The following is a 20,239-nucleotide window of genomic DNA, read 5'->3' as shown; positions in this document are numbered from 1 at the left end:
TTTAAGGAGTGCATAGTGGCCCGTATCGCTGGCATTAACGTTCCTGATCATAAGCATGCAGTTATCGCATTAACTGCTATTTTCGGCATTGGCAAGACTCGTTCACAGATTATCTGTGCAGAGTCAGGCATTGCAGAATCTACTAAGCTTAAAGATCTGGATGAAACACAAATCGAAGCTCTTCGTACAGAAGTAGCTAAATTCGCCGTTGAAGGTGATTTACGTCGTGAAGTATCTATGAGCATCAAGCGTCTAATGGACCTTGGTTGTTACCGTGGACTTCGTCATCGTCGCAGCTTGCCAGTACGTGGTCAGCGTTCTAAAACGAATGCTCGTACCCGTAAAGGTCCGCGTAAAGCAATTAAGAAATAGGGTAAGAGATCATGGCTAAAACACCAACTCGTGCTCGCAAGCGCGTTAAAAAGCAAGTTGCTGATGGTATGGCACATATCCATGCTTCTTTCAACAACACAATCGTAACTATTACAGACCGTCAAGGTAATGCTCTTTCTTGGGCTACTGCAGGTGGTTCTGGTTTCCGTGGTTCTCGTAAATCTACTCCGTTCGCTGCGCAGGTTGCTGCTGAACGTGCTGCTGAAGCAGCAAAAGAGTATGGCCTTAAAAACGTAGAAGTTTTTGTAAATGGACCAGGACCTGGTCGTGAATCTTCGATTCGCGCACTAAACGCGGCGGGTTTCCGTGTAACTAATATTACTGACGTTACACCGATCCCACATAATGGTTGTCGTCCACCAAAGAAACGTCGCGTTTAATCGCAACTTTCTAAGGTAATTGGAGAAAGAACAATGGCAAGATATTTAGGTCCTAAGCTTAAGCTTAGCCGTCGTGAAGGAACTGATTTATTCTTAAAATCAGGTGTCCGCGCGATCGATTCTAAGTGTAAAATCGAAAACGCACCAGGTGTACACGGTGCGCGTAAACCACGTCTATCAGACTACGGTTTACAATTACGTGAAAAGCAAAAAGTACGTCGTATGTACGGTGTATTAGAAAAGCAATTCCGTAACTACTATAAAGAAGCTGCTCGTTTACAGGGCAACACTGGCGAAAACTTACTTCAACTTCTTGAAGGTCGTTTAGACAATGTTGTATACCGTATGGGCTTTGGCGCAACACGTGCTGAATCACGTCAACTAGTTAGCCATAAAGCTATTCTAGTGAACGGTAAAGTTGTAAATATCCCTTCATTTAACGTTAAACCTAGCGATGTTATCGCAATTCGTGAAAAAGCTAAAAAGCAATCACGTATTGGCGCTGCATTAGAAATCGCTGGTCAACGTGAAGCCCTTGCTTGGGTTGAAGTTGATACAACGAAGATGGAAGGCGAGTTTAAACGTCAACCTGAACGTTCAGATTTATCTGCTGAGATTAACGAACAGTTAATCATCGAACTTTACTCTAAGTAAAGTTAACTGTTAAGAGAGGGCACAAATGCAGGGTTCTGTAATTGATTTTCTAAAACCAAGATTAGTTGATATCGAACAAATTTCAACAACTAGAGCAAAAGTGGTTCTTGAGCCGCTTGAACGTGGTTTTGGCCACACTTTAGGTAATGCGCTTCGTCGTATTTTGTTATCGTCTATGCCTGGCACAGCGGTAACAGAAGTCGAGATTGATGGTGTACAACATGAGTACAGCACCAAAGAAGGCGTACAAGAAGATATCCTAGAGATCCTTCTTAACCTTAAAGGTCTAGCTGTTAAACTTGAAGGTAAAAATGAAGTTTTAGTTAGTTTAACTAAATCTGGCGCTGGTCCTGTTACTGCAGGCGACATCATTCATGATGGTGATGTAGAGATAGTCAACCCAGAACATGTGATCTGTAATTTAACGGGCAATGCTGAAATCAGCATGCGTATTAAAATTGAATCAGGTCGCGGTTATGTTCCAGCTTCATCACGTATTCATAGCGAAGAAGATGAGCGTCCAATTGGTCGTCTATTAGTAGATGCGACTTTCAGTCCTGTTGAGCGTATTGCTTACAGTGTTGAATCAGCTCGTGTTGAACAACGTACCGATCTAGACAAACTTGTTATCGATATGGAAACTGATGGTACTTTAGAGCCTGAAGAAGCAATTCGTCGTGCAGCTACAATTTTAGCTGAGCAATTAGACGCATTTGTTGATTTACGCACTACTTACGAAGTACCAGTAGTTGATGCAAAACCTGAGTTTGATCCAATTCTTTTACGCCCAGTAGATGATTTAGAACTAACTGTTCGTTCTGCTAATTGTTTGAAAGCAGAGTCGATTCACTATATCGGTGATCTAGTACAACGTACTGAAGTTGAGCTACTTAAAACACCTAACTTAGGTAAGAAGTCTCTAACTGAAATCAAAGATGTACTTGCTTCACGTGGACTGTCACTAGGTATGCGCCTAGAAAACTGGCCACCAGCAAGTTTAATTGAAGATTAGTCTAAAACCGATTTACGAATAATAAGGATTAGGTTATGCGCCATCGTCAAAGTGGACGTCAACTTAACCGAAACAGCAGCCACCGTCAGGCTATGTTTCGTAATATGGCAATTTCTATTGCTACGCACGAAGTTATTAAAACTACCGTGCCTAAAGCAAAAGAATTGCGTCGTGTAATTGAGCCATTAATTACACTAGCTAAAACGGATAGTGTTGCTAACCGTCGTCTAGCTTTTGCTCGTCTTCGTGATGATGCAGTAGTGGCAAAATTATTTAATGAACTAGGTCCTCGCTACGCGACTCGTCCTGGTGGTTACACTAGTATCATTAAATGTGGTTTCCGTACTGGCGATAAAGCTCCAATGGCTTACATCCAGTTTGTAGACCGTCCAGTTGTAGCGGACGAAGAAGCGTAAGTTTCTTTATAGTTGCATGAAAAAAGCCGAACGCAAGTTCGGCTTTTTTGTATCTTAATTTTAGCTAAATCCATCACAGATAATGCTAAGAGCCATCTAGTTGAGGTTAATTCTCACTAACCCCATCTGTTCTTATAATCTCATAAAATTTAATGCAGATTGCTGCTAACATCTACTTTTAACATAATCAAAGGCTATTAATACTCATCTAACTTAGTTTGTACCGCTTTGTTGATTAATACCGCTAACTGATCAAAACATGTCTGACGTGCACTATTTTTACGACTTAACAGCGTAATGGTTCGTGTTGGTATTGGCGCTTCAAAAGGAATGTATTTTACACCTGATTGGTAACGGTTTAACGGTATGGCTAATTGTGGCAACAGAGTTAAGCCATTTTCAGCGCTGATCATATGGCGTAGTGTTTCTAAGCTGGTTGCTTTAAAGCTATTATCTTCAATAGCGCCCGCTGCAAAGCAGAACCCCATTGCTTGATCTCTCAAACAGTGCCCATCAGCAAGCATTAATACATGCTCGCCACTTAACTCTTGTAAATTGATTAAACGATTATTTGACCAAGCATGCTTATCTGATAATGCCAATTCCAGTGGTTCATCATATAAATTTAATTGATTGAAATGCTCCATACCTGGTAACAATGCTAGCATTAAGCAATCTAGTTCACCTTCTTCTAGTTGTTTGAGTAGAACTTCCGTTTGATTCTCATGTAAATACAACTCTAAGTCAGGAAAAGTTTCTTTCATAACAGGGACGATCAGCGGTAATAAATACGGTGCCACAGTTGGAATAAGTCCAATATGTAATGTACCACGCATTGGTTCATTGTGGCTTTTTGCTATTTCTTTCAGTGATTTAGCTTCTAATAGTATGGTTTTTGCTTTTGCGACAATGTCGTTGCCTGCGGGAGTAAAAATAACCTTACGTGAAGATCGTTCCATTAGCTGCACATTCAATTCTTCTTCTAACTTCTTTATTTGACCACTCAGCGTTGGCTGGCTAACAAAACATTTATCAGCTGCTTTACGAAAATGTTTTAATTCCTCTAAAGCAATTAAGTACTCAAGATCTCTAAAATTCATTATATAGCCTATAGGGTTTTGTTATTGTCTGGTGAGTAATATCAATAATGGTGTCACTCCCTAACAGATTCAACTGTTATTATGTCAGATCTACATTGAGATTATCATTCCCTATACTCGTTTTCATTTAGATAAAAAATTATAAGTCTTGTAGGGAAACGATTGTGATACATAAAGGCGTCTCTTCAAGGGATATTGTTAGAATCTAATTTCCTGTTAAATATAATACTGGCATAGTTCCTGCTTTTATAGCTTCGTACGACAAATTATTGGCAGGAGCTAACCATGAAAAGATTATTTCAACGTTTGACAGAACAGCAAGGTATTACCACGACTATGATGTGGATGTGTTTTAGTTGTGCCGTATTACTGGTTATGCCTAGTTCTTTATTTTCTCTGAATAATTCAGATCTTTTACCCAATACTTATGCCCCATATTTATGGATACTGGCATTGTTAACAGGTTCTTATTTATTGACGCGTGTGCTGACGTCTTCATTCAGTCGTTTAACTGAATATTATGAAAGCCAGCATTTGTTAGCACGACGTAATAAGATGATCCGCCAATTAGACTTTGAAGAGAAAGCATTATTGCGTGAATTTATTATTCAACGTAAAACTGTGTTGGCATTACCACTGACTGAGCCGGCTGTAAGTAATTTATTGGCCTCTGGTGTGCTTGCTCCTGCATTTGAAACTCAAGAAATCAAAGGCAGTAGCCGAATTATTAAGCTTTCCATTGCGATTGACGCACGAGAACAGCTGACCCATAAAGTGATTGGATTACCTACCGGAAAATTAACGGAAGCAGAAGCTGAAGTATTAAAAGCTGCACGCCCACAATATGCCCGTAATAATTATATCTCTTTATAATTTTTCTTATTGAACCTTGTGTCAGAAAACAGTCTGGTTTTTTGACACACCTTTAGCCTCCGTTAATAATTCTGTATAATACTCTCTTTTGTCATGTCCCTGTGTGAGAGCTTATGACCCCCGAACGTTTTACCCGAATAACGACCATGTTAAACCGTCGCCAGCCTGATTTAACCGTTTTTATGGAGCAGGTTCATATGCAACATAACTTAGCAGCTATAGTGCGTACAGCTGATGCGATGGGGATTAATAATGTGCATGCAACTTGGGACATTGATAGTACTCGAATTTCCCGTAACGTTGCTTCAGGAAGCCAAAAGTGGGTTAATGTTCATTCGCACGAAACAACACAGGATGCGATTGCTGTGATGCGTGAGCAGGGGATGCAAATTATTGCTACTAACTTATCTGCTACCGCGATAGATTTTCGTGAAGTTGACTATACCAAACCAACTGCCATTATAATGGGGCAGGAGAAGTATGGTATTAGTGAAGAAGCTTTAGCCTTAGCGGATCAAGATGTGATTATTCCAATGGTTGGTATGTGTCAGTCTTTGAATGTATCAGTGGCTTCTGCATTAATCATGTATGAAGCACAACGACAAAGAGAAATAGCGGGTTTATATGAACAAACCTCTCGTTTACCTAAGGAAGAACAACATCGCATCTTATTTGAAGGTGGTCATCCTATTTACCGACAGTTATGCCGTGAGAAAAGTCTGCCTTATCCACCACTTGATGAGCAAGGACAGATTGACGCATCAGAAGATTGGTGGAATGCTATCCGTGGTCGTAAATAATTAAAGGGAGTACTTAATGGACTTATACCAAAACCGTTTGTTAACGGAGGGCATTCGTATCATTGAAAAACCATCTCCATCTAATCGTTTTAATGCAGATTATAGTACTTTAAACCTTACTGATGCTTTATCTAAGCGTACCCAACTTGCAGATTTACGCTACCAAGTTAGTCCCGTATTGCTACATCTACAACAACTACTTAAGTTTTCTATTGGTCTAATCTGTGTGATTTTTTTGATCGTAGGTGCAAGTAGTGTTTCGCAGTTTTTAGTCAATGAGTCGGGTACTCAAATTAACTTTTTTTGGGCTATTGTGCTGTTTATCGCGCCGAATATTTTGTCTTTAATTATTTGGAGTATTGTGTATTTTAAGCGCCATGTATTGAGTCTGCCGTGGTTAGCAAATTTGCTGTTATCGATGCTGACTTTGGTGGATAAATTACAGCATAAAGTGACAACTAAACACATCCATTATATCGACCTATTCCAATACTATTTTGAACATAAATTTGGTGCTTACATGGGGCGAGTACAGTTATCAATGATTAGCCATTTATGGTGGAGCTGTTATTTACTTGGTGCAACCTTGTCATTATTTTTAGTGTTAGCAACGCATCAAGTAGACTTTATTTGGCAAACGACTATTTTAAGTGAAGATACTTTCTTAAAGCTAACCCAATGGTTAACTTACCTACCTAACCTTTTAGCCATTAATGTGCCTACGCCTAGTGATGTGAGCCATGCTAGTATTGGTATTGTTAACCCTTTACAAGTAGCACAAGAAATTCGTATTAGCTGGTCTAACCTATTAATATTTAGTCTAATAGTTTACGCTTTGTTGCCTAGAATCATTTTAATGCTAGTGTTTTATCAAGGCATTAAACAGAAGAAAAAGAACTTTCAATTAGATCTTTCAGATGCCTACTACATCCAATTAAAAAATATTTTGCATCCCATTGGAAAAGCCAGTTTTATTAGCGATGCCGACCAGCACAAAGCCAATCCTAATAACCACCAAGGCAAGGAAACTAGTCAATATAATCAATCATTAGTGATGCCAGAAAACGCTTATCCGATTGCTATTGAGCTTAACCAACGCATTCTTCAACAAGCCGATAAACATGTTTTAAAACATTACTCAGTCGACTTAATTAATGTATTAGATAATGCAAGCCAACAAGCGGCACTTTCTGCGTTAAAATCATCGGCAGCTGAGCATGTTATTTTGTATGTAGATGTTAATCGTGTGCCAGATCGGGGTTGGTTGAGCTTTGCTAAAAAATGTCAGTACAAAAGCAATGTGCAGTTGTATTTACTTTTATTCGGCGAGCAATCTGCTAACAAAGCAAAAATAGCCAGTCGCTTAGAGGATTGGGTTGAGATCGCTGCTAAAGTCAATATCTCCTCGCAATACATCAGCTACTTGAATCAAAGCGTCACTCCTAGCAACATACATCAGGAGGTGAAAAATGGATAAAGATCTATTGTCCGTAGCCGTTGTTGGTCATGCCAATACAGGTAAAACCTCCTTAATTCGTACTCTACTACGAGATGCTAGTTTTGGTGAGATTGCCGATAAAGCTGGTACTACTCGTCATGTTGAAGGGGCTGAAATTCGCGTTGATGATAACCATAATTTAGTTATTTACGATACCCCTGGTTTAGAAGACTCTATTCATCTATTAAGTGTCATTGATGAGCAATCGATTTCAGAGCACGATGATGGTATTGATCGGCTGTTATCTTTTATTAAAAATGAAAATAACTATCCTGAATTAAGCCAAGAATTGAAGGTCCTTAAAGCGTTATTAAGCAATGATATTATCTTCTATGTTATTGATATCAGAGAGCCTATTTTAGGTAAGTATCGAGATGAATTAAAAATTCTTAGTTATGCGGCTAAACCCATTATTCCAGTGCTTAATTTTATTGAAGCTGGTAGTGATAATATGCGTAATTGGCAAACGCAACTAGCGCGTTTGAATCTGCATGCTCATGTTAGCTTTGATAGCGTTGTGTTTAGGTTTTCAGATGAACTGAAAATTTATCAGAAGATGCAAACGCTTTTAGCACATAGAGACCAGCAACTTGAAGCATTGATTGAGCAAAGAAAAGTACAGTGGCAGCAGCGTGAAAAAGCTGCGCAACAATTAATTGCTACATTACTGGTAGAAGCTGCAGCATGTCGTTTTAGAGCTGATAACAATGAACAAAGTATCGCTAAAACCAGCAATCAACTGCAGGCGTCAATCCGTGATTTAGAAACAAGTACTTTAAATCAATTGCTCGCGTTATATCAATTCAAGCAACAGGATATCGACCAATATGACTTACCTATTCAACAAGGCCAATGGGAGTTAGATCTTTTTTCTACTGATAACTTACAAGAGTTTGGTATCAAGGCAACCAGTAACTTTGTAAAAGGGGCAGGTATTGGTGTTGCTGTTGACTTAGTTGCAGCAGGGCTAACTTTAGGTGCCGCTGCGGTTGCCGGCGGAGTGATGGGAGTATTATGGGGGGTTAAGCAGCGTTATTATGATGAAATACATGCCAAAGTTAAAGGGCATCGTTATCTGTGTGCTGATGATTTGACGTTGAATATTTTATGGGCTCGTCAATTGAGCTTACTTATTGCCTTGCAGCAACGCGGGCATGCGAGTGTGACTAAACTGTCTCTGGCACAGATAAACTCAGAAAAAACAGCGTTGCCTAAAGCATGGAACCAATGGCTTAAGAATGCTCGACAACATCCACAATGGTTAGCCTCCAATAATAGTGAGCAGCCACCATTAAAAGCTAAAAAACAACTATTAATAAAGCAAATTTCTGAGAGCCTAGCTGCTATTAGTAACAGTAACAACAGTAATACCAATAAAAATTAAGGTTAAAGAAAGTCAGAAATAGAAATGCCTAGGCCTATTGTATTAGTGTATTCGTTATACTCGACAAGGCTGTTGCCATACCCAGAAAAAACTTGTACATAGCCTTTTATTTTACCGTATATAGGGAAACTCCAAGAGGCTGTCACTGATCCCTTACTGAAACCACTTTCAATATTATTACGACTGGTTAATGAATAAACATGCTCATTGTATTTATAAGCGGTAATAATTTGCCCATGCCCATAAAAGTCTAATAAATCAGGGTTATCATCGTCGCTATCTTCAAACCGGTACCAAGGATTAATGGAGACAACTAAGTTTCCTTTATCAAAGAGTAAGCTACCATCGAGACGATTCCAACTACGAGAGGTAGGCTCTGTGCGGCCATTAGACTGGTGTGTAAATCCAAATTGTGCCGCTTTAAAGCGCCAACCCAAACCTAATTCTTGATCCGTCTCCCACAATATAAAAGCTTCTGGCTCATAATTTGTCTCACGAAATGGTGATGAGTACTCTGTGTTGTAGGCTTGCCAATAAGAAAGCTGCGTATAAGCAACATAACCAGAGATAGGCAAGTTACCGATTTTTTGAAATAGTGGTACTTTAAGGCTAATTTGAAATTTTATTTCAGTACGTTGTGAGCTACTTTTTCCATCGCTGCCTTGATAGATTGCATAGTCTGCAATTTTTTCATTAAAATAAATCGGCATTATATAGTTTGGTTTATGCGGTATAATTGAAAAATTAAATTGTTCGCTTTTAGCTTCATCCTTGATACGTTCATCGATAGCCCTGGTTTCCGAAAAAACCATCGAACTAAAAAAAACCAATACCAAATAGATGTAACGCATAACAATTAACCTTAACAATATAATATTAAGCGCTAGTTTACGCATAAACTACTTTTGGTATAGCAATATGTATGAATTTTTGGAAGCTTGTACATAAAACATAACATCAATCAGTGGCTGGGATAAAAAATGAATTTAAACAAAATACCCCTATCTGCGTTAAAGGGCGTGGGAGCGAAAGTTGCTGAGAGGTTAAGCAAATTAGGCTTAAATTCAGTTGAAGATATGCTTTTCCATTTACCATTGCACTATCAAGATCGCACCCGAATCTATCCCATTAAAGAGATCAAAGATGGTATGCAGGTAAGTGTGCAAGGTGAGGTCGTTAGCTGCCAAGTGCAATTCGGTAAACGACGTATCTTAAAGTGTAAAATTAGCGATGGTGATGGGGTTGCTACATTAAACTTTTTTCACTTCAATGCTGCACAAAAAAATAGTTTTAGAGAAGGCCAGTGGATTAAGTGTTTTGGAGAGTTTAAACGCGGCTTTCAAGGTTTAGAGGTGACTCATCCTGATTATTCTTTAGTTGCTGAAAACCAATCAATATTAGTAGAAGAGGCGTTAACACCTATTTATCCGACAACGGAAGGTTTGAAACAAAATAGCTTACGTCAATTAACTGATCAAGCCTTACAACACCTGCAACAAAATCAAGTACAAGAATTAATTCCCACAGCATTATTATCGCATCCTATTAGCTTATTTGATGCATTGATGACAGTTCATCGACCTCCGCCAACTGCCAGCATTGAACAGTTAGAAAATCGTACTCACCCAGCCCAACAGAGATTAATTATAGAAGAGTTGTTAGCACAACAAATCAGTATGTTAGTGTTGCGTGAACAGTCGCAGAAACACCTGTCTCCAGAGCTTAAAGGTAATGGTGAGCTGAGTAAAAAATTATTAAATAATCTACCTTTTTCCCCTACTGGTGCACAGCAAAGAGTTAACCATGAAATACAACAGGATTTGATTCAAAACCTGCCAATGATGCGTTTAGTGCAGGGGGACGTAGGTTCAGGTAAAACATTAGTCGCCGCATTAGCAGCATTGACAGCGATTGAAGCTGGGTATCAAGTTGCACTAATGGCGCCTACTGAACTACTCGCTGAACAACATTTATTAAATTTTAAGGGGTGGTTTGAACCTCTCGGTATTCGAGTTGGTATGTTGTCCGGAAAAATGAAAGTGAAGGAAAAGCGAGACCAGACGGAAAATATTACCTTAGGATTATCTAAAATGGTGGTAGGGACGCATGCGCTATTCTCTGAAAATGTTGTTTTTCATAACTTAGCATTAGTGATTGTTGATGAGCAACATCGTTTTGGTGTACATCAACGTCTATCATTACGAGAAAAAGGCGTGAATAATGGTTTAGTACCGCATCAGCTGACGATGACTGCAACGCCGATCCCGCGGACGCTTGCGATGACGGCTTATGCAGATTTAAGTGTTTCAGTTATTGATGAGTTACCACCGGGAAGAACTGCGATTAAAACGGTAGCATTAGCGGATTCTCGCCGTGATCAAGTTATTCAACGTGTTTACCAAGCTTGTAAAACGGAGGGGCGTCAAGCCTATTGGGTCTGTACATTAATTGAAGAGTCAGAAGTTTTAGAGTGTCAGGCCGCTGAAGATACGGCTAATGATTTACAGTTAGCATTAACTGATTTACGTATTGGCTTGGTGCACGGGCGAATGAAAGCGCTTGAAAAACAATATGTGATGGATGCTTTTAAAGCCGGAGAGTTAGATCTGCTCGTTGCAACGACTGTGATCGAAGTGGGCGTTGATGTGCCTAATGCTAGCTTAATGATTATCGAAAATCCTGAGCGTTTAGGATTGGCACAGCTGCACCAGTTACGTGGTCGTGTTGGCCGTGGCGAAGTCGCAAGCCACTGTGTTTTATTGTATAAATATCCTTTATCAAAAACTGCTTTAAAACGTTTAAATGTACTGCGAGAAAGTAATGATGGATTTTATATTGCAGAGCAAGATTTGGCTATTCGGGGACCAGGCGAGGTGTTAGGCACAAAACAAACTGGGATCGCCGATATGAAAATTGCTGATTTATTAAGGGATCAAGGGCTTATACCACAGGTCCAGCAATTGGCTTTATTATTAATACGCTCCCATCCAGAATATATTAGGCCATTAATTGAACGTTGGTTAGGTGATAGAGCGGATTATGCACAAGTTTAAAGTGGCATAGCTAAATAGTTTACCAACCTATTGCACTATATTGGTGCAACAGGTTGGTTAGATCACAAATTTGTTAATTTTTAACACTGTGGTAATCATTTGACCTTAGTTATGTCGTTAATCTGCTAAATTTAACTCTTTTAATTTACGCGTTAAGGTATTACGCCCCCATCCGAGTAGTTTAGCTGCCTCATGTTTTTTACCCTGCGTATGCTTTAGTGCACTTTGTAGCATTATCTTTTCAAATTCAGGTAATAATTGCCCTAATATATTGGTTTCACCATTCCTTAATTGTGTATCTGCCCATTTTTTCAGGCTTTCTTGCCATATCACCGGCTCACCATCTTGATCAGGAATATCTTGATTGCCTAATTCAGGAGGCAAATCACTAATATGGACCTCTTGTCCACTAGCCATTACCGTTAACCAGCGACAAATATTCTCTAATTGACGGACATTGCCGGGCCAAGGTAGTTCACTTAGGTAAGTCAGTGTTGCCTTAGTAAGCTGCTTACTTTCAACAGTCAACTCATTAGCTATATTATGTAGAAAATGATTTGCAAGTAATGGAATATCTTCGCGACGCTCCCTTAGTGCGGGAAGTTGCAAGCGTATTACATTCAAACGGTGAAATAAATCTTCTCGGAAATCTCCGCTTTGCACTTTTTTCTCTAAATTTTGATGCGTAGCTGCAATAATTCGAACATCTACCTTGATTGCTTGGTGGCCACCGACGCGGTAGAACTGACCATCAGCGAGTACACGTAGCAAACGAGTTTGAACATCTAAAGGCATATCGCCAATTTCATCTAAAAAGAGGGTCCCGCCATCGGCCTGTTCAAATCGCCCTTGGCGATTAGCTGCTGCACCTGTAAAAGCGCCTTTTTCATGGCCAAATAACTCTGCTTCAATCAACTCTTTAGGGATCGCCGCCATATTGAGCGCAATAAATGTCTCGTTTTTACGCGGGCTATGCTTATGTAGGGCTTGAGCTACTAATTCTTTACCTGTACCCGATTGACCATTGATTAATACACTCATGCTGGAGCGAGATAAACGCCCTATAACACGGAAAACCTCTTGCATAGCAGGTGCTTCACCAATAATTTCAGGAGTCGAAATAGGTTGAGTATTAGGCTTTTTCTGTTGTTTTAACTCTTTACTGTGGTTGATTGCGCGTTTAATTAATGCGGTTGCTTCATGGATATCAAAGGGTTTAGGTAGGTATTCAAAGGCACCACTTTGGTAAGCATTTACTGCGCTATCTAAATCTGAATGTGCAGTCATAATAATGATCGGAATTAATGGGTAGCGTTGATGAATCTTTTGCATCAGCTCTAATCCATCAATCCCTGGCATACGCACGTCAGAAATAATTATTTCAGGTTGCTCAATGAGCAGTTGTTGCCATAGGCACTCAGCGTCAGGAAAACTCGCATGCTCGATGTTTTCAGCTTTTAATGTGCGTTCTAATACCCAGCGAATGGCATGGTCATCATCTACAATCCAAGCGGCCATTTTAGTTCCTTATTTATATTTTTATGCATAGATGGAAGTTAAATTGGTAAATAAACAGAAAACTCTGTTTTACCCTTGCAACTACTAAATTCAATACGTCCATGATGTTGTTTGATCAATTCCTGTGCGATAGATAAACCTAGACCTGTGCCATCTTTGCGGCCCGTCACCATCGGATAAAATAATGTGCTCTTGAGGTGTTCAGGTATGCCTGGACCGGTATCAATAATTTTTATTTCAGTAGCTAAACGCTGCGGTAAACCATTAATTGTAATTTGATTCGCTGCACGAGTGCGCACTGTAATGCGGTGTTCTTCGGGCTGATTTTGTAAGGCTTGTACGGCATTTTGAATGATATTTAAAAAGGCTTGCTGTAATTGGTCTGGTTGCATCTCAAAATCGGGAATACTGGGATCATAATCAATATGAATAGTGATATTTTTAGGTAAATCTAAACACACCAACTTTCTAACTGTTTCTAAAACAGAATGAATATTATGGATACCCTTTGTACCTAATTTTTGTGGGCCTAATAAACGGTTTACTAGGCCGCTTAAGCGATCAGCTTGTTCAATAATTATTTGGGTAAACTCTTTTAATTCTGGATCTGGTAATTCAGCTTCCAACAGTTGTGCCGCACCGCGTAAACCGCCTAAAGGGTTTTTTATCTCGTGGGCTAAACCTCTGACTAATTCCTGTGCTGCTTTTTGTTGGTGCTCTTGATAATGCACCTGACTGATGCGTTTTTGCTGCTCAATACAACGCATCTCCAAAATAATATAACAATCTGATTTAACGCTCACGTAACTAGCACTTAAATCAATTAATAAAGACTGCCCATCAATGAATAAGGTGACTTCATTTTCAGTAAAAGAGGCTTGTTCATGTAATAGGTTGGCAATAGAAACTGGGCTAAAATGGAACTGCTCAGCCAGTGAATACAGGCTTTGTGCGTATAAGCGTTGTTTGCTTTGCGACAATAATTGCTCACTCGCAGGGTTAGCGTAAATCAATTTTAATGAAGCATCTAATCCTACAAACGCGGTTTTAGCTTCTTCAAGAAAGGTAAAAATAAGTTTGTTACTGGGTTCATTCTGCATATTTTTAAGTTCTATTTAAGTGCTGCACGTTTTAAGTGAATAGTCACAATTTGCGTTTTAGCTAAGGTTTTACCTGTTTCATCCAACAAATGAACTTGTACTTGATGCGTACCACGGTCCACATTAAATGCTCGCATCGTTGGCGACAATTGAGGTGTGCCTAAGGGCTCTGCATCTAAAAATAACTGTAAACGTTGGGAGCTTTCTTTTTCAGGTGTTGTTTTAACGTGAATATCTAATGCGCCATCGTTACTGCGTATCGCCATATCATCTTGAGGTGAAATAATTTCTGCTTGATAGTTTATTGCTTTTTTCCTATCTAGACTTAAGTCATCAACTTCCGATAATTTTTTTATTGTTGGTTGGTTAGTATTAACCGGCATTAAATTTTTATTTTCGACAATAATCTGTTCTGTGCCCGGCTCTGCAGTGTCTGAGAAATGACTTTTTCCATGTTTATCAACCCAATGATAAATGGTTGTTTCTGCCTGTAATGATGATACTGACATGACAAACAACGGGATCAACAAAAGCATGGGAACTTTAATCATCAAAAACCTCATATCGTGGACAACTTATTTGTTGCTTATATAAAGGATATAGACAAAAAAACCCGCGCAAAGACGGGTTTTCTGATTTAAAGCATGAACTGAATCATGCTTTATAAAAGCTCTCTTATACGCTGTAGTATAATTCAAACTCTTTTGGATGCGTAGCGCGAGAAACGGCTTCACATTGAGCTGTTTTCAAACCAATGTATGCATCAATTGCTTCATTTGAGAATACGCCACCTTCAACAAGGAAGTCACGGTCAGCATCTAGTGCAGCAAGTGCTTCTTCAAAAGATACTGCAACCTGTGGGATTGCATCAGCTTCTTCTTTAGGTAGATCGTATAGATCTTTATCTAGAGAATCACCAGGGTGTATCTTATTTTTAATACCGTCAAGGCCAGCCATTAACATTGCAGAGAAACCTAAGTAAGGATTCATTGTTGGATCTGGGAAACGTACTTCGATACGCGCTGCACGTGCAGTCGGTACAATTGGAATACGAATAGACGCAGAACGGTTACCTGCAGAGTATGCAAGCATTACTGGCGCTTCAAAGTGTGGCACTAAGCGTTTGTAAGAGTTAGTTGATGCATTAGTGAATGCATTAAGTGCTTTAGCATGCTTGATAATACCGCCGATGTAATAAAGCGCCATTTCAGAAAGGCCGCCGTATTGATCACCAGAGAACAAGTTAACACCATCTTTACCTAAAGATTGGTGACAGTGATTACCAGAACCGTTATCGCCAATAATTGGTTTAGGCATAAATGTAGCTGTTTGGCCGTATGCGTGAGCAACGTTATGTACAACGTACTTGTAAATTTGGATTTCATCTGCTTTTTCAACCATTGTGTTGAAACGACATGCGATTTCGTTTTGACCCGCTGTTGCTACTTCGTGGTGATGAGCTTCAACAACTAAACCCATTTCTTCCATGATTAAACACATAGCAGAACGGATGTTTTGAGATGAATCAACTGGTGCTACTGGGAAGTAACCACCTTTAACACCTGGACGGTGACCGGTGTTGCCTTCTTCATATGAAGTACCTGAGTTCCAAGCCGCTTCTTTAGCATCAATCGAGAAAAAAGCACCTTGCATTGTATTACCGTATTTAACGTCGTCAAATAGGAAGAATTCTGGTTCTGGACCAAATAAAACAGTATCAGCAATACCTGTTGAACGCATGTAAGCTTCAGCACGCTTAGCAACAGAACGTGGGTCACGGTCGTAACCTAACATTGTTTTTGGCTCTAGTACGTCACAACGTAAGTTTAATGTTGCATCGTCAGTAAATGGGTCAAGTACAGCCGTTGAAGGTACAGGCATTAATACCATGTCTGAATCTTGAATCCCTTTCCAGCCAGCGATTGAAGAACCATCGAACATTTTACCTTCTTCGAAAAAGTCTTCGTTTACTTGGTGATGCGGAATAGAGACGTGTTGCTCTTTACCATGTGTATCAGTAAAGCGTAAATCAACGAATTTTACGTCTTGCTCTTTAATAAGAGCTAGAACGTCTTGAATTGTTTGTGCAGACATGTTGTAGAACCTCATTTGACATCGAAATGTTTAAAAAACAAATCGTTATTCATAAATGTATGAAAAGCCATAAATGTATGAAAATCGATTTATCGTAATTCTGAACTAGTATTTATACTTCTAAACTTATGCTGATACAAGTAGCTAAAACTATGCCAACTTGGCAAAGCCCATTATACCTCGCTTTTTCTTCTGCTACAGCCCATACAATGTGATCTTGTGCACCAATGTAGTGCTGCGTAGCTCTTTTTTGGTGCGTTTTGTGTTTCAGTGCTCAGTTGCTTGCATTTTTTAAACTTTTCAGCATTTAAGCTAACTGTGACCGACTTAAAACTTTCTATTTTTGAAATTATGTTTACAATGTGCGCACATTTGGCTATCTCACTTTAAGTGTTTTCATAGCCTAAATTTTTTCATACCAATTAAATAAAAGTGGATAATCTATTTTTATTTAATTGGTATTTTTATAGTAGTTATTTTTGAGGCACATCATGTCGTTAGATAAATTAAGAAATATAGCCATCATTGCTCACGTTGACCATGGTAAAACAACATTGGTTGATAAACTGTTAGAGCAATCTGGTACTTTGGATTCACGTGGTGATAATGAAGAACGTGTAATGGATTCTAACGATCTTGAAAAAGAACGTGGTATTACCATTCTTGCAAAAAATACAGCGATTGTATGGAACGATTACCATATCAATATCGTAGATACTCCTGGGCATGCCGATTTCGGTGGTGAAGTAGAACGTATTCTATCTATGGTAGACAGTGTTTGTTTGATCGTTGATGCGGTTGATGGTCCTATGCCACAAACTCGCTTCGTAACACAAAAAGCATTTGCTCATGGTTTAAAACCAATTGTTGTTATTAACAAAATCGATAAGCCTGGTGCACGTCCTGAATGGGTAATGGATCAAGTATTTGATTTGTTTGATAACCTAGGTGCTACTGATGAGCAATTAGACTTCCAAGTGGTTTATGCTTCTGCATTAAACGGTTGGGCAAGTACTGATATGGACACTAAAAAAGATAACATGGAAGATTTATTCCAAACTATCGTTGATACTGTTGCTCCACCAGATGCGGATCGCGATGGTGACTTCCAAATGCAAATATCTCAACTTGATTACAACTCTTACGTAGGTGTTATCGGTGTTGGTCGTATTACACGTGGTCACGTTAAAGTAAACCAAGCGGTAACTATCATTGGTGCTGACGGCAAAGAACGTAAAGGCAAAGTAGGTCAAGTATTAGGTTACCTAGGTCTAGAACGTCATGATATTGAATATGGTGAAGCTGGCGACATTATTGCAATCAGTGGTCTAGGCGAGCTTAAAATCTCTGACACTATCTGTGCACAAAATAATGTTGAAGCGATGACGCCATTAACTGTTGATGAACCAACGGTAACAATGACTTTCCAAGTAAACAACTCTCCATTCTGTGGTAAAGAAGGTAAATTCGTTACATCACGTAACATCCTTGACCGTTTGAATAAAGAGCTTGTACATAACGTTGCGTTAAAAGTAGAAGAAACTGCCGATCCTGATAAATTCAAAGTATCTGGTCGTGGTGAGCTACATTTAGGTATCTTAATTGAAAACATGCGTCGTGAAGGTTTTGAGCTAGCAGTATCTCGTCCAGAAGTTATTGAAAAAATGATCGATGGTCAGTTACATGAGCCAATGGAAACATTGACAGTTGACTGTGAAGAGCAACATCAAGGTTCAATCATGGAACAATTAGGTATCCGTAAAGCGGAACTAACTAATATGATCCCTGATGGTAAAGGCCGTGTACGTTTAGACTTTATGATCCCAAGTCGTGGTTTAATCGGTTTCCAAACTGAATTCATGACAATTACATCTGGTTCTGGTCTTTTATACCATAGCTTCGACCATTACGGTCCGCACAAAGGCGGTACAATTGGTCAACGCCAAAATGGTGTAATGGTTTGTAATCAAACTGGTAAAGCGGTTACTTACTCATTATTCTTCTTACAAGATCGTGGTCGTTTATTCCTAGGTCACGCTACTGAAGTTTATGAAGGTCAAATCATCGGTATTCATAACCGTTCAAATGATTTAACAGTTAACTGTATTCGTGGTAAACAGCTTACTAACGTTCGTTCTTCAGGTACTGATGAAGCACAAACACTTTCACCTGCAATCATCTTGACACTTGAGCAAGCGCTTGAGTTTATCGATGTTGATGAGTTAGTAGAAGTAACGCCATTAAGCATTCGTATCCGTAAGAAATTACTGGGTGAGAATGAGCGTAAACGTGCTGCACGTCCAACTAAAGGTTAATTCGTTTACTTAAACGACTAAAAAACCTAATATTAAGGTCTTACTATCGTAAGGCCTTTTTTTTGTTTACAATTTGTAGTTAAGCGATATCGACTCTTTAATATTAAATAACCTCAATTCTGGTTAATGAAAGAAAAATCAAATTTAAAATCATAAGCTTATATTTTTGGCTGTCCAGAACTGAGGTTAAATACATTATGCAGTCCATAGAATCTAAAGCTGTTTTTCCCATTGCTTAAAACTCATCTAGGAAAACTATGTTGCCATTACAAAAGCAAGTATTAGTACAGAAAGTCAAATTGGTTTACAGCTACAGTATTTTTTTATGGAAGCGCAGCCAAGAAGATAATATTAAAGTCCCTGCCGGCCATCTTGCTTACGTTACTCTTTTATCTATTGTGCCTTTTCTGGCGGTTATATTTTATATGCTGTCGGCCTTCCCGATGTTTTCGGAGTTGAATAAAATTATTGAAGATCTTATCTATAATAATTTTGTGCCAACAGCAGGTAATGCAGTCAAAGAGCATATGACCGGATTTATTGAAAATACTAAAAAAATGAGCATGATGGGGATCGCGTCATTAATTGTGATTGCCTTGTTATTGATCTCAACGATAGATCAAACTATCAATCGTATTTGGCGTTGTACTAACAAACGATCAGTAGTGCAGGCCTTTACTATTTATTGGACTATTTTAAGTTTAGGTCCAATTATTATTGGTGGCAGCATTGCCCTCAGTTCTTACCTCTTTTCTATTGTTCAAACCGGTGGTTTTTTATCGCTTGGACAACAAATTTTAAGCATTATCCCTTTTGTTTTTTCTTGGTTAGCATTTGCCGGTGTATATACATTAGTGCCGCATCAACGTGTCAGCTTTCGTTATGCACTAACGGGTGGCCTGATCGCTGCCTTATTATTTAATTTTGCAACGGATCTATTTACTTTATACATCACTAATTTTCCTTCACAGCAAATTATTTATGGTGCATTAGCGGTTATCCCGATCATGTTTGTTTGGATCTATTTTAGTTGGTTGATTGTATTGATTGGTGCAGAAGTGACCTCTACCCTAGAAGAATTTTTATCTGTATCTGAAAAAGAGATGCAAGAAACAGACAAAACATTAGCGGAGAATGAACAATGATTGCAATGATTCAACGTGTTACTAACGCGTCGGTGACCGTTGAAGGACAAACGGTAGGTGCAATTAAAAGCGGTTTATTAGTACTTTTAGGAGTAGAAAAGGGTGACACCGATAAACAATGTCTGCGCTTAGCTCAAAAGGTTTTAGCGTATCGTATTTTTGCTGATGCTAATGGAAAAATGAATCTTAACGTGCAACAAGCGAAGGGGGATTTATTAGTTATTTCACAGTTTACGTTAGCGGCAGAAACAAAAAAAGGTAATCGACCTGGATTCACCAACGGTGCAGAACCTGAAGAAGCGGATCGTTTATATCAGCTGTTTAGTCAACAATGCACCGAATTGGGCTGCCATGTTGAAAATGGTATTTTTGCCGCTGATATGCAAGTGACCTCCACTAATGATGGTCCCACCACGTTTTGGCTACAAATTTAGTCGATATTTAAACATAATTTAGGCATGACTTTTGTGCTGGAGTAATGGTGCGAATTGTATCTACTTGAAA

At 39.0% G+C, this 20,239-nt stretch carries 19 protein-coding genes; 13 read left to right on the top strand and 6 right to left on the bottom strand.

Annotated elements, in window-relative coordinates:
- The first annotated feature begins 15 nt into the window (after window positions 1-15).
- Genes rpsM through rplQ form a run of 5 tightly spaced genes read left to right on the top strand, consistent with a single transcriptional unit; the run spans window position 16 to window position 2,855 of the window.
- On the top strand, window positions 16-372 hold the full coding sequence (gene rpsM, locus GQR44_RS02725) for a 30S ribosomal protein S13 (RefSeq protein ID WP_028868863.1): 357 nt from the start codon (window positions 16-18) through the stop codon (window positions 370-372).
- 11 nt (window positions 373-383) lie between these two features.
- Window positions 384-773 carry a 30S ribosomal protein S11 gene (gene rpsK, locus GQR44_RS02720; protein ID WP_019613697.1) on the top strand — a complete coding sequence of 130 codons (390 nt, stop codon included), beginning with the start codon at window positions 384-386 and terminating at the stop codon, window positions 771-773.
- Between the two features lie 33 nt (window positions 774-806).
- Window positions 807-1,427 (top strand): 30S ribosomal protein S4, encoded by a 621-nt coding sequence (gene rpsD / locus GQR44_RS02715; protein WP_028869289.1) that lies wholly within the window; start codon window positions 807-809, stop codon window positions 1,425-1,427.
- Window positions 1,428-1,452: 25 nt separating this feature from the next.
- Window positions 1,453-2,439 carry a DNA-directed RNA polymerase subunit alpha gene (rpoA, locus tag GQR44_RS02710; RefSeq protein ID WP_025565960.1) on the top strand — a complete coding sequence of 329 codons (987 nt, stop codon included), beginning with the start codon at window positions 1,453-1,455 and terminating at the stop codon, window positions 2,437-2,439.
- A 35-nt stretch (window positions 2,440-2,474) separates the two neighbouring features.
- Window positions 2,475-2,855, top strand: coding sequence for a 50S ribosomal protein L17 (gene rplQ, locus GQR44_RS02705; protein WP_028869287.1), 381 nt, complete (start codon window positions 2,475-2,477; stop codon window positions 2,853-2,855).
- Window positions 2,856-3,052: 197 nt separating this feature from the next.
- Here the strand turns inward: rplQ and oxyR are convergent, their stop codons facing one another.
- Entirely contained in the window at window positions 3,053-3,955 is a 903-nt protein-coding gene (gene oxyR / locus GQR44_RS02700; protein ID WP_166368951.1) for a DNA-binding transcriptional regulator OxyR, read from the bottom strand.
- 285 nt (window positions 3,956-4,240) lie between these two features.
- On the opposite strand from oxyR, the gene GQR44_RS02695 reads away from it, so the two are divergent.
- From GQR44_RS02695 to GQR44_RS02680, 4 genes are all read left to right on the top strand, one after another.
- Window positions 4,241-4,828 (top strand): superinfection exclusion B family protein, encoded by a 588-nt coding sequence (locus GQR44_RS02695; protein WP_166368949.1) that lies wholly within the window; start codon window positions 4,241-4,243, stop codon window positions 4,826-4,828.
- Between the two features lie 113 nt (window positions 4,829-4,941).
- On the top strand, window positions 4,942-5,628 hold the full coding sequence (gene trmH, locus GQR44_RS02690) for a tRNA (guanosine(18)-2'-O)-methyltransferase TrmH (protein WP_166368947.1): 687 nt from the start codon (window positions 4,942-4,944) through the stop codon (window positions 5,626-5,628).
- A gap of 16 nt (window positions 5,629-5,644) precedes the next feature.
- A complete protein-coding gene (locus tag GQR44_RS02685; RefSeq protein ID WP_166368945.1) occupies window positions 5,645-7,105 on the top strand; it encodes a DUF2868 domain-containing protein in 1,461 nt (486 codons plus the stop codon).
- The gene (locus GQR44_RS02680) at window positions 7,098-8,510 is read left to right on the top strand and encodes a GTPase/DUF3482 domain-containing protein (RefSeq protein WP_166368943.1); all 1,413 of its coding nucleotides are present in this window, start codon (window positions 7,098-7,100) and stop codon (window positions 8,508-8,510) included. Before GQR44_RS02685 ends, GQR44_RS02680 begins: the two co-directional genes overlap by 8 nt.
- Window positions 8,511-8,512: 2 nt before the next feature.
- Here GQR44_RS02680 and GQR44_RS02675 read toward each other — a convergent pair whose 3' ends face one another.
- Complete coding sequence (locus GQR44_RS02675; RefSeq protein WP_166368941.1) at window positions 8,513-9,361, bottom strand: phospholipase A; 849 nt, start codon at window positions 9,359-9,361, stop codon at window positions 8,513-8,515.
- 129 nt (window positions 9,362-9,490) lie between these two features.
- On the opposite strand from GQR44_RS02675, the gene recG reads away from it, so the two are divergent.
- Window positions 9,491-11,563 (top strand): ATP-dependent DNA helicase RecG, encoded by a 2,073-nt coding sequence (gene recG / locus GQR44_RS02670; RefSeq protein ID WP_166368939.1) that lies wholly within the window; start codon window positions 9,491-9,493, stop codon window positions 11,561-11,563.
- Between the two features lie 117 nt (window positions 11,564-11,680).
- Here the strand turns inward: recG and glnG are convergent, their stop codons facing one another.
- From glnG to glnA, 4 genes are all read right to left on the bottom strand, one after another.
- Window positions 11,681-13,081, bottom strand: coding sequence for a nitrogen regulation protein NR(I) (glnG, locus tag GQR44_RS02665; protein ID WP_166368937.1), 1,401 nt, complete (start codon window positions 13,079-13,081; stop codon window positions 11,681-11,683).
- 38 nt (window positions 13,082-13,119) lie between these two features.
- Window positions 13,120-14,181, bottom strand: coding sequence for a nitrogen regulation protein NR(II) (glnL, locus tag GQR44_RS02660; RefSeq protein WP_166368935.1), 1,062 nt, complete (start codon window positions 14,179-14,181; stop codon window positions 13,120-13,122).
- Window positions 14,182-14,192: 11 nt separating this feature from the next.
- On the bottom strand, window positions 14,193-14,732 hold the full coding sequence (locus GQR44_RS02655; protein ID WP_240923532.1) for a DUF4124 domain-containing protein: 540 nt from the start codon (window positions 14,730-14,732) through the stop codon (window positions 14,193-14,195).
- 124 nt (window positions 14,733-14,856) lie between these two features.
- On the bottom strand, window positions 14,857-16,275 hold the full coding sequence (gene glnA, locus GQR44_RS02650; protein ID WP_166368931.1) for a glutamate--ammonia ligase: 1,419 nt from the start codon (window positions 16,273-16,275) through the stop codon (window positions 14,857-14,859).
- Between the two features lie 491 nt (window positions 16,276-16,766).
- On the opposite strand from glnA, the gene typA reads away from it, so the two are divergent.
- The 3 genes from typA (at window position 16,767) to dtd (ending at window position 20,169) form a co-directional block, all read left to right on the top strand.
- On the top strand, window positions 16,767-18,590 hold the full coding sequence (gene typA, locus GQR44_RS02645; RefSeq protein ID WP_166368929.1) for a translational GTPase TypA: 1,824 nt from the start codon (window positions 16,767-16,769) through the stop codon (window positions 18,588-18,590).
- Window positions 18,591-18,847: 257 nt separating this feature from the next.
- Entirely contained in the window at window positions 18,848-19,735 is an 888-nt protein-coding gene (locus GQR44_RS02640; protein WP_166368927.1) for a virulence factor BrkB family protein, read from the top strand.
- Window positions 19,732-20,169: a D-aminoacyl-tRNA deacylase gene (gene dtd, locus GQR44_RS02635; RefSeq protein ID WP_166368925.1), complete on the top strand. Its 438-nt coding sequence runs from the start codon at window positions 19,732-19,734 to the stop codon at window positions 20,167-20,169. Before GQR44_RS02640 ends, dtd begins: the two co-directional genes overlap by 4 nt.
- Window positions 20,170-20,239 lie beyond the last annotated feature (70 nt).

The sequence above is a fragment of the Psychromonas sp. SA13A genome (assembly GCF_011378715.1).
GTDB lineage: Bacteria > Pseudomonadota > Gammaproteobacteria > Enterobacterales > Psychromonadaceae > Psychromonas.
Note: the sequence above shows the minus strand (reverse complement) of the source record. Positions and strands in the feature narration are given on the sequence as shown.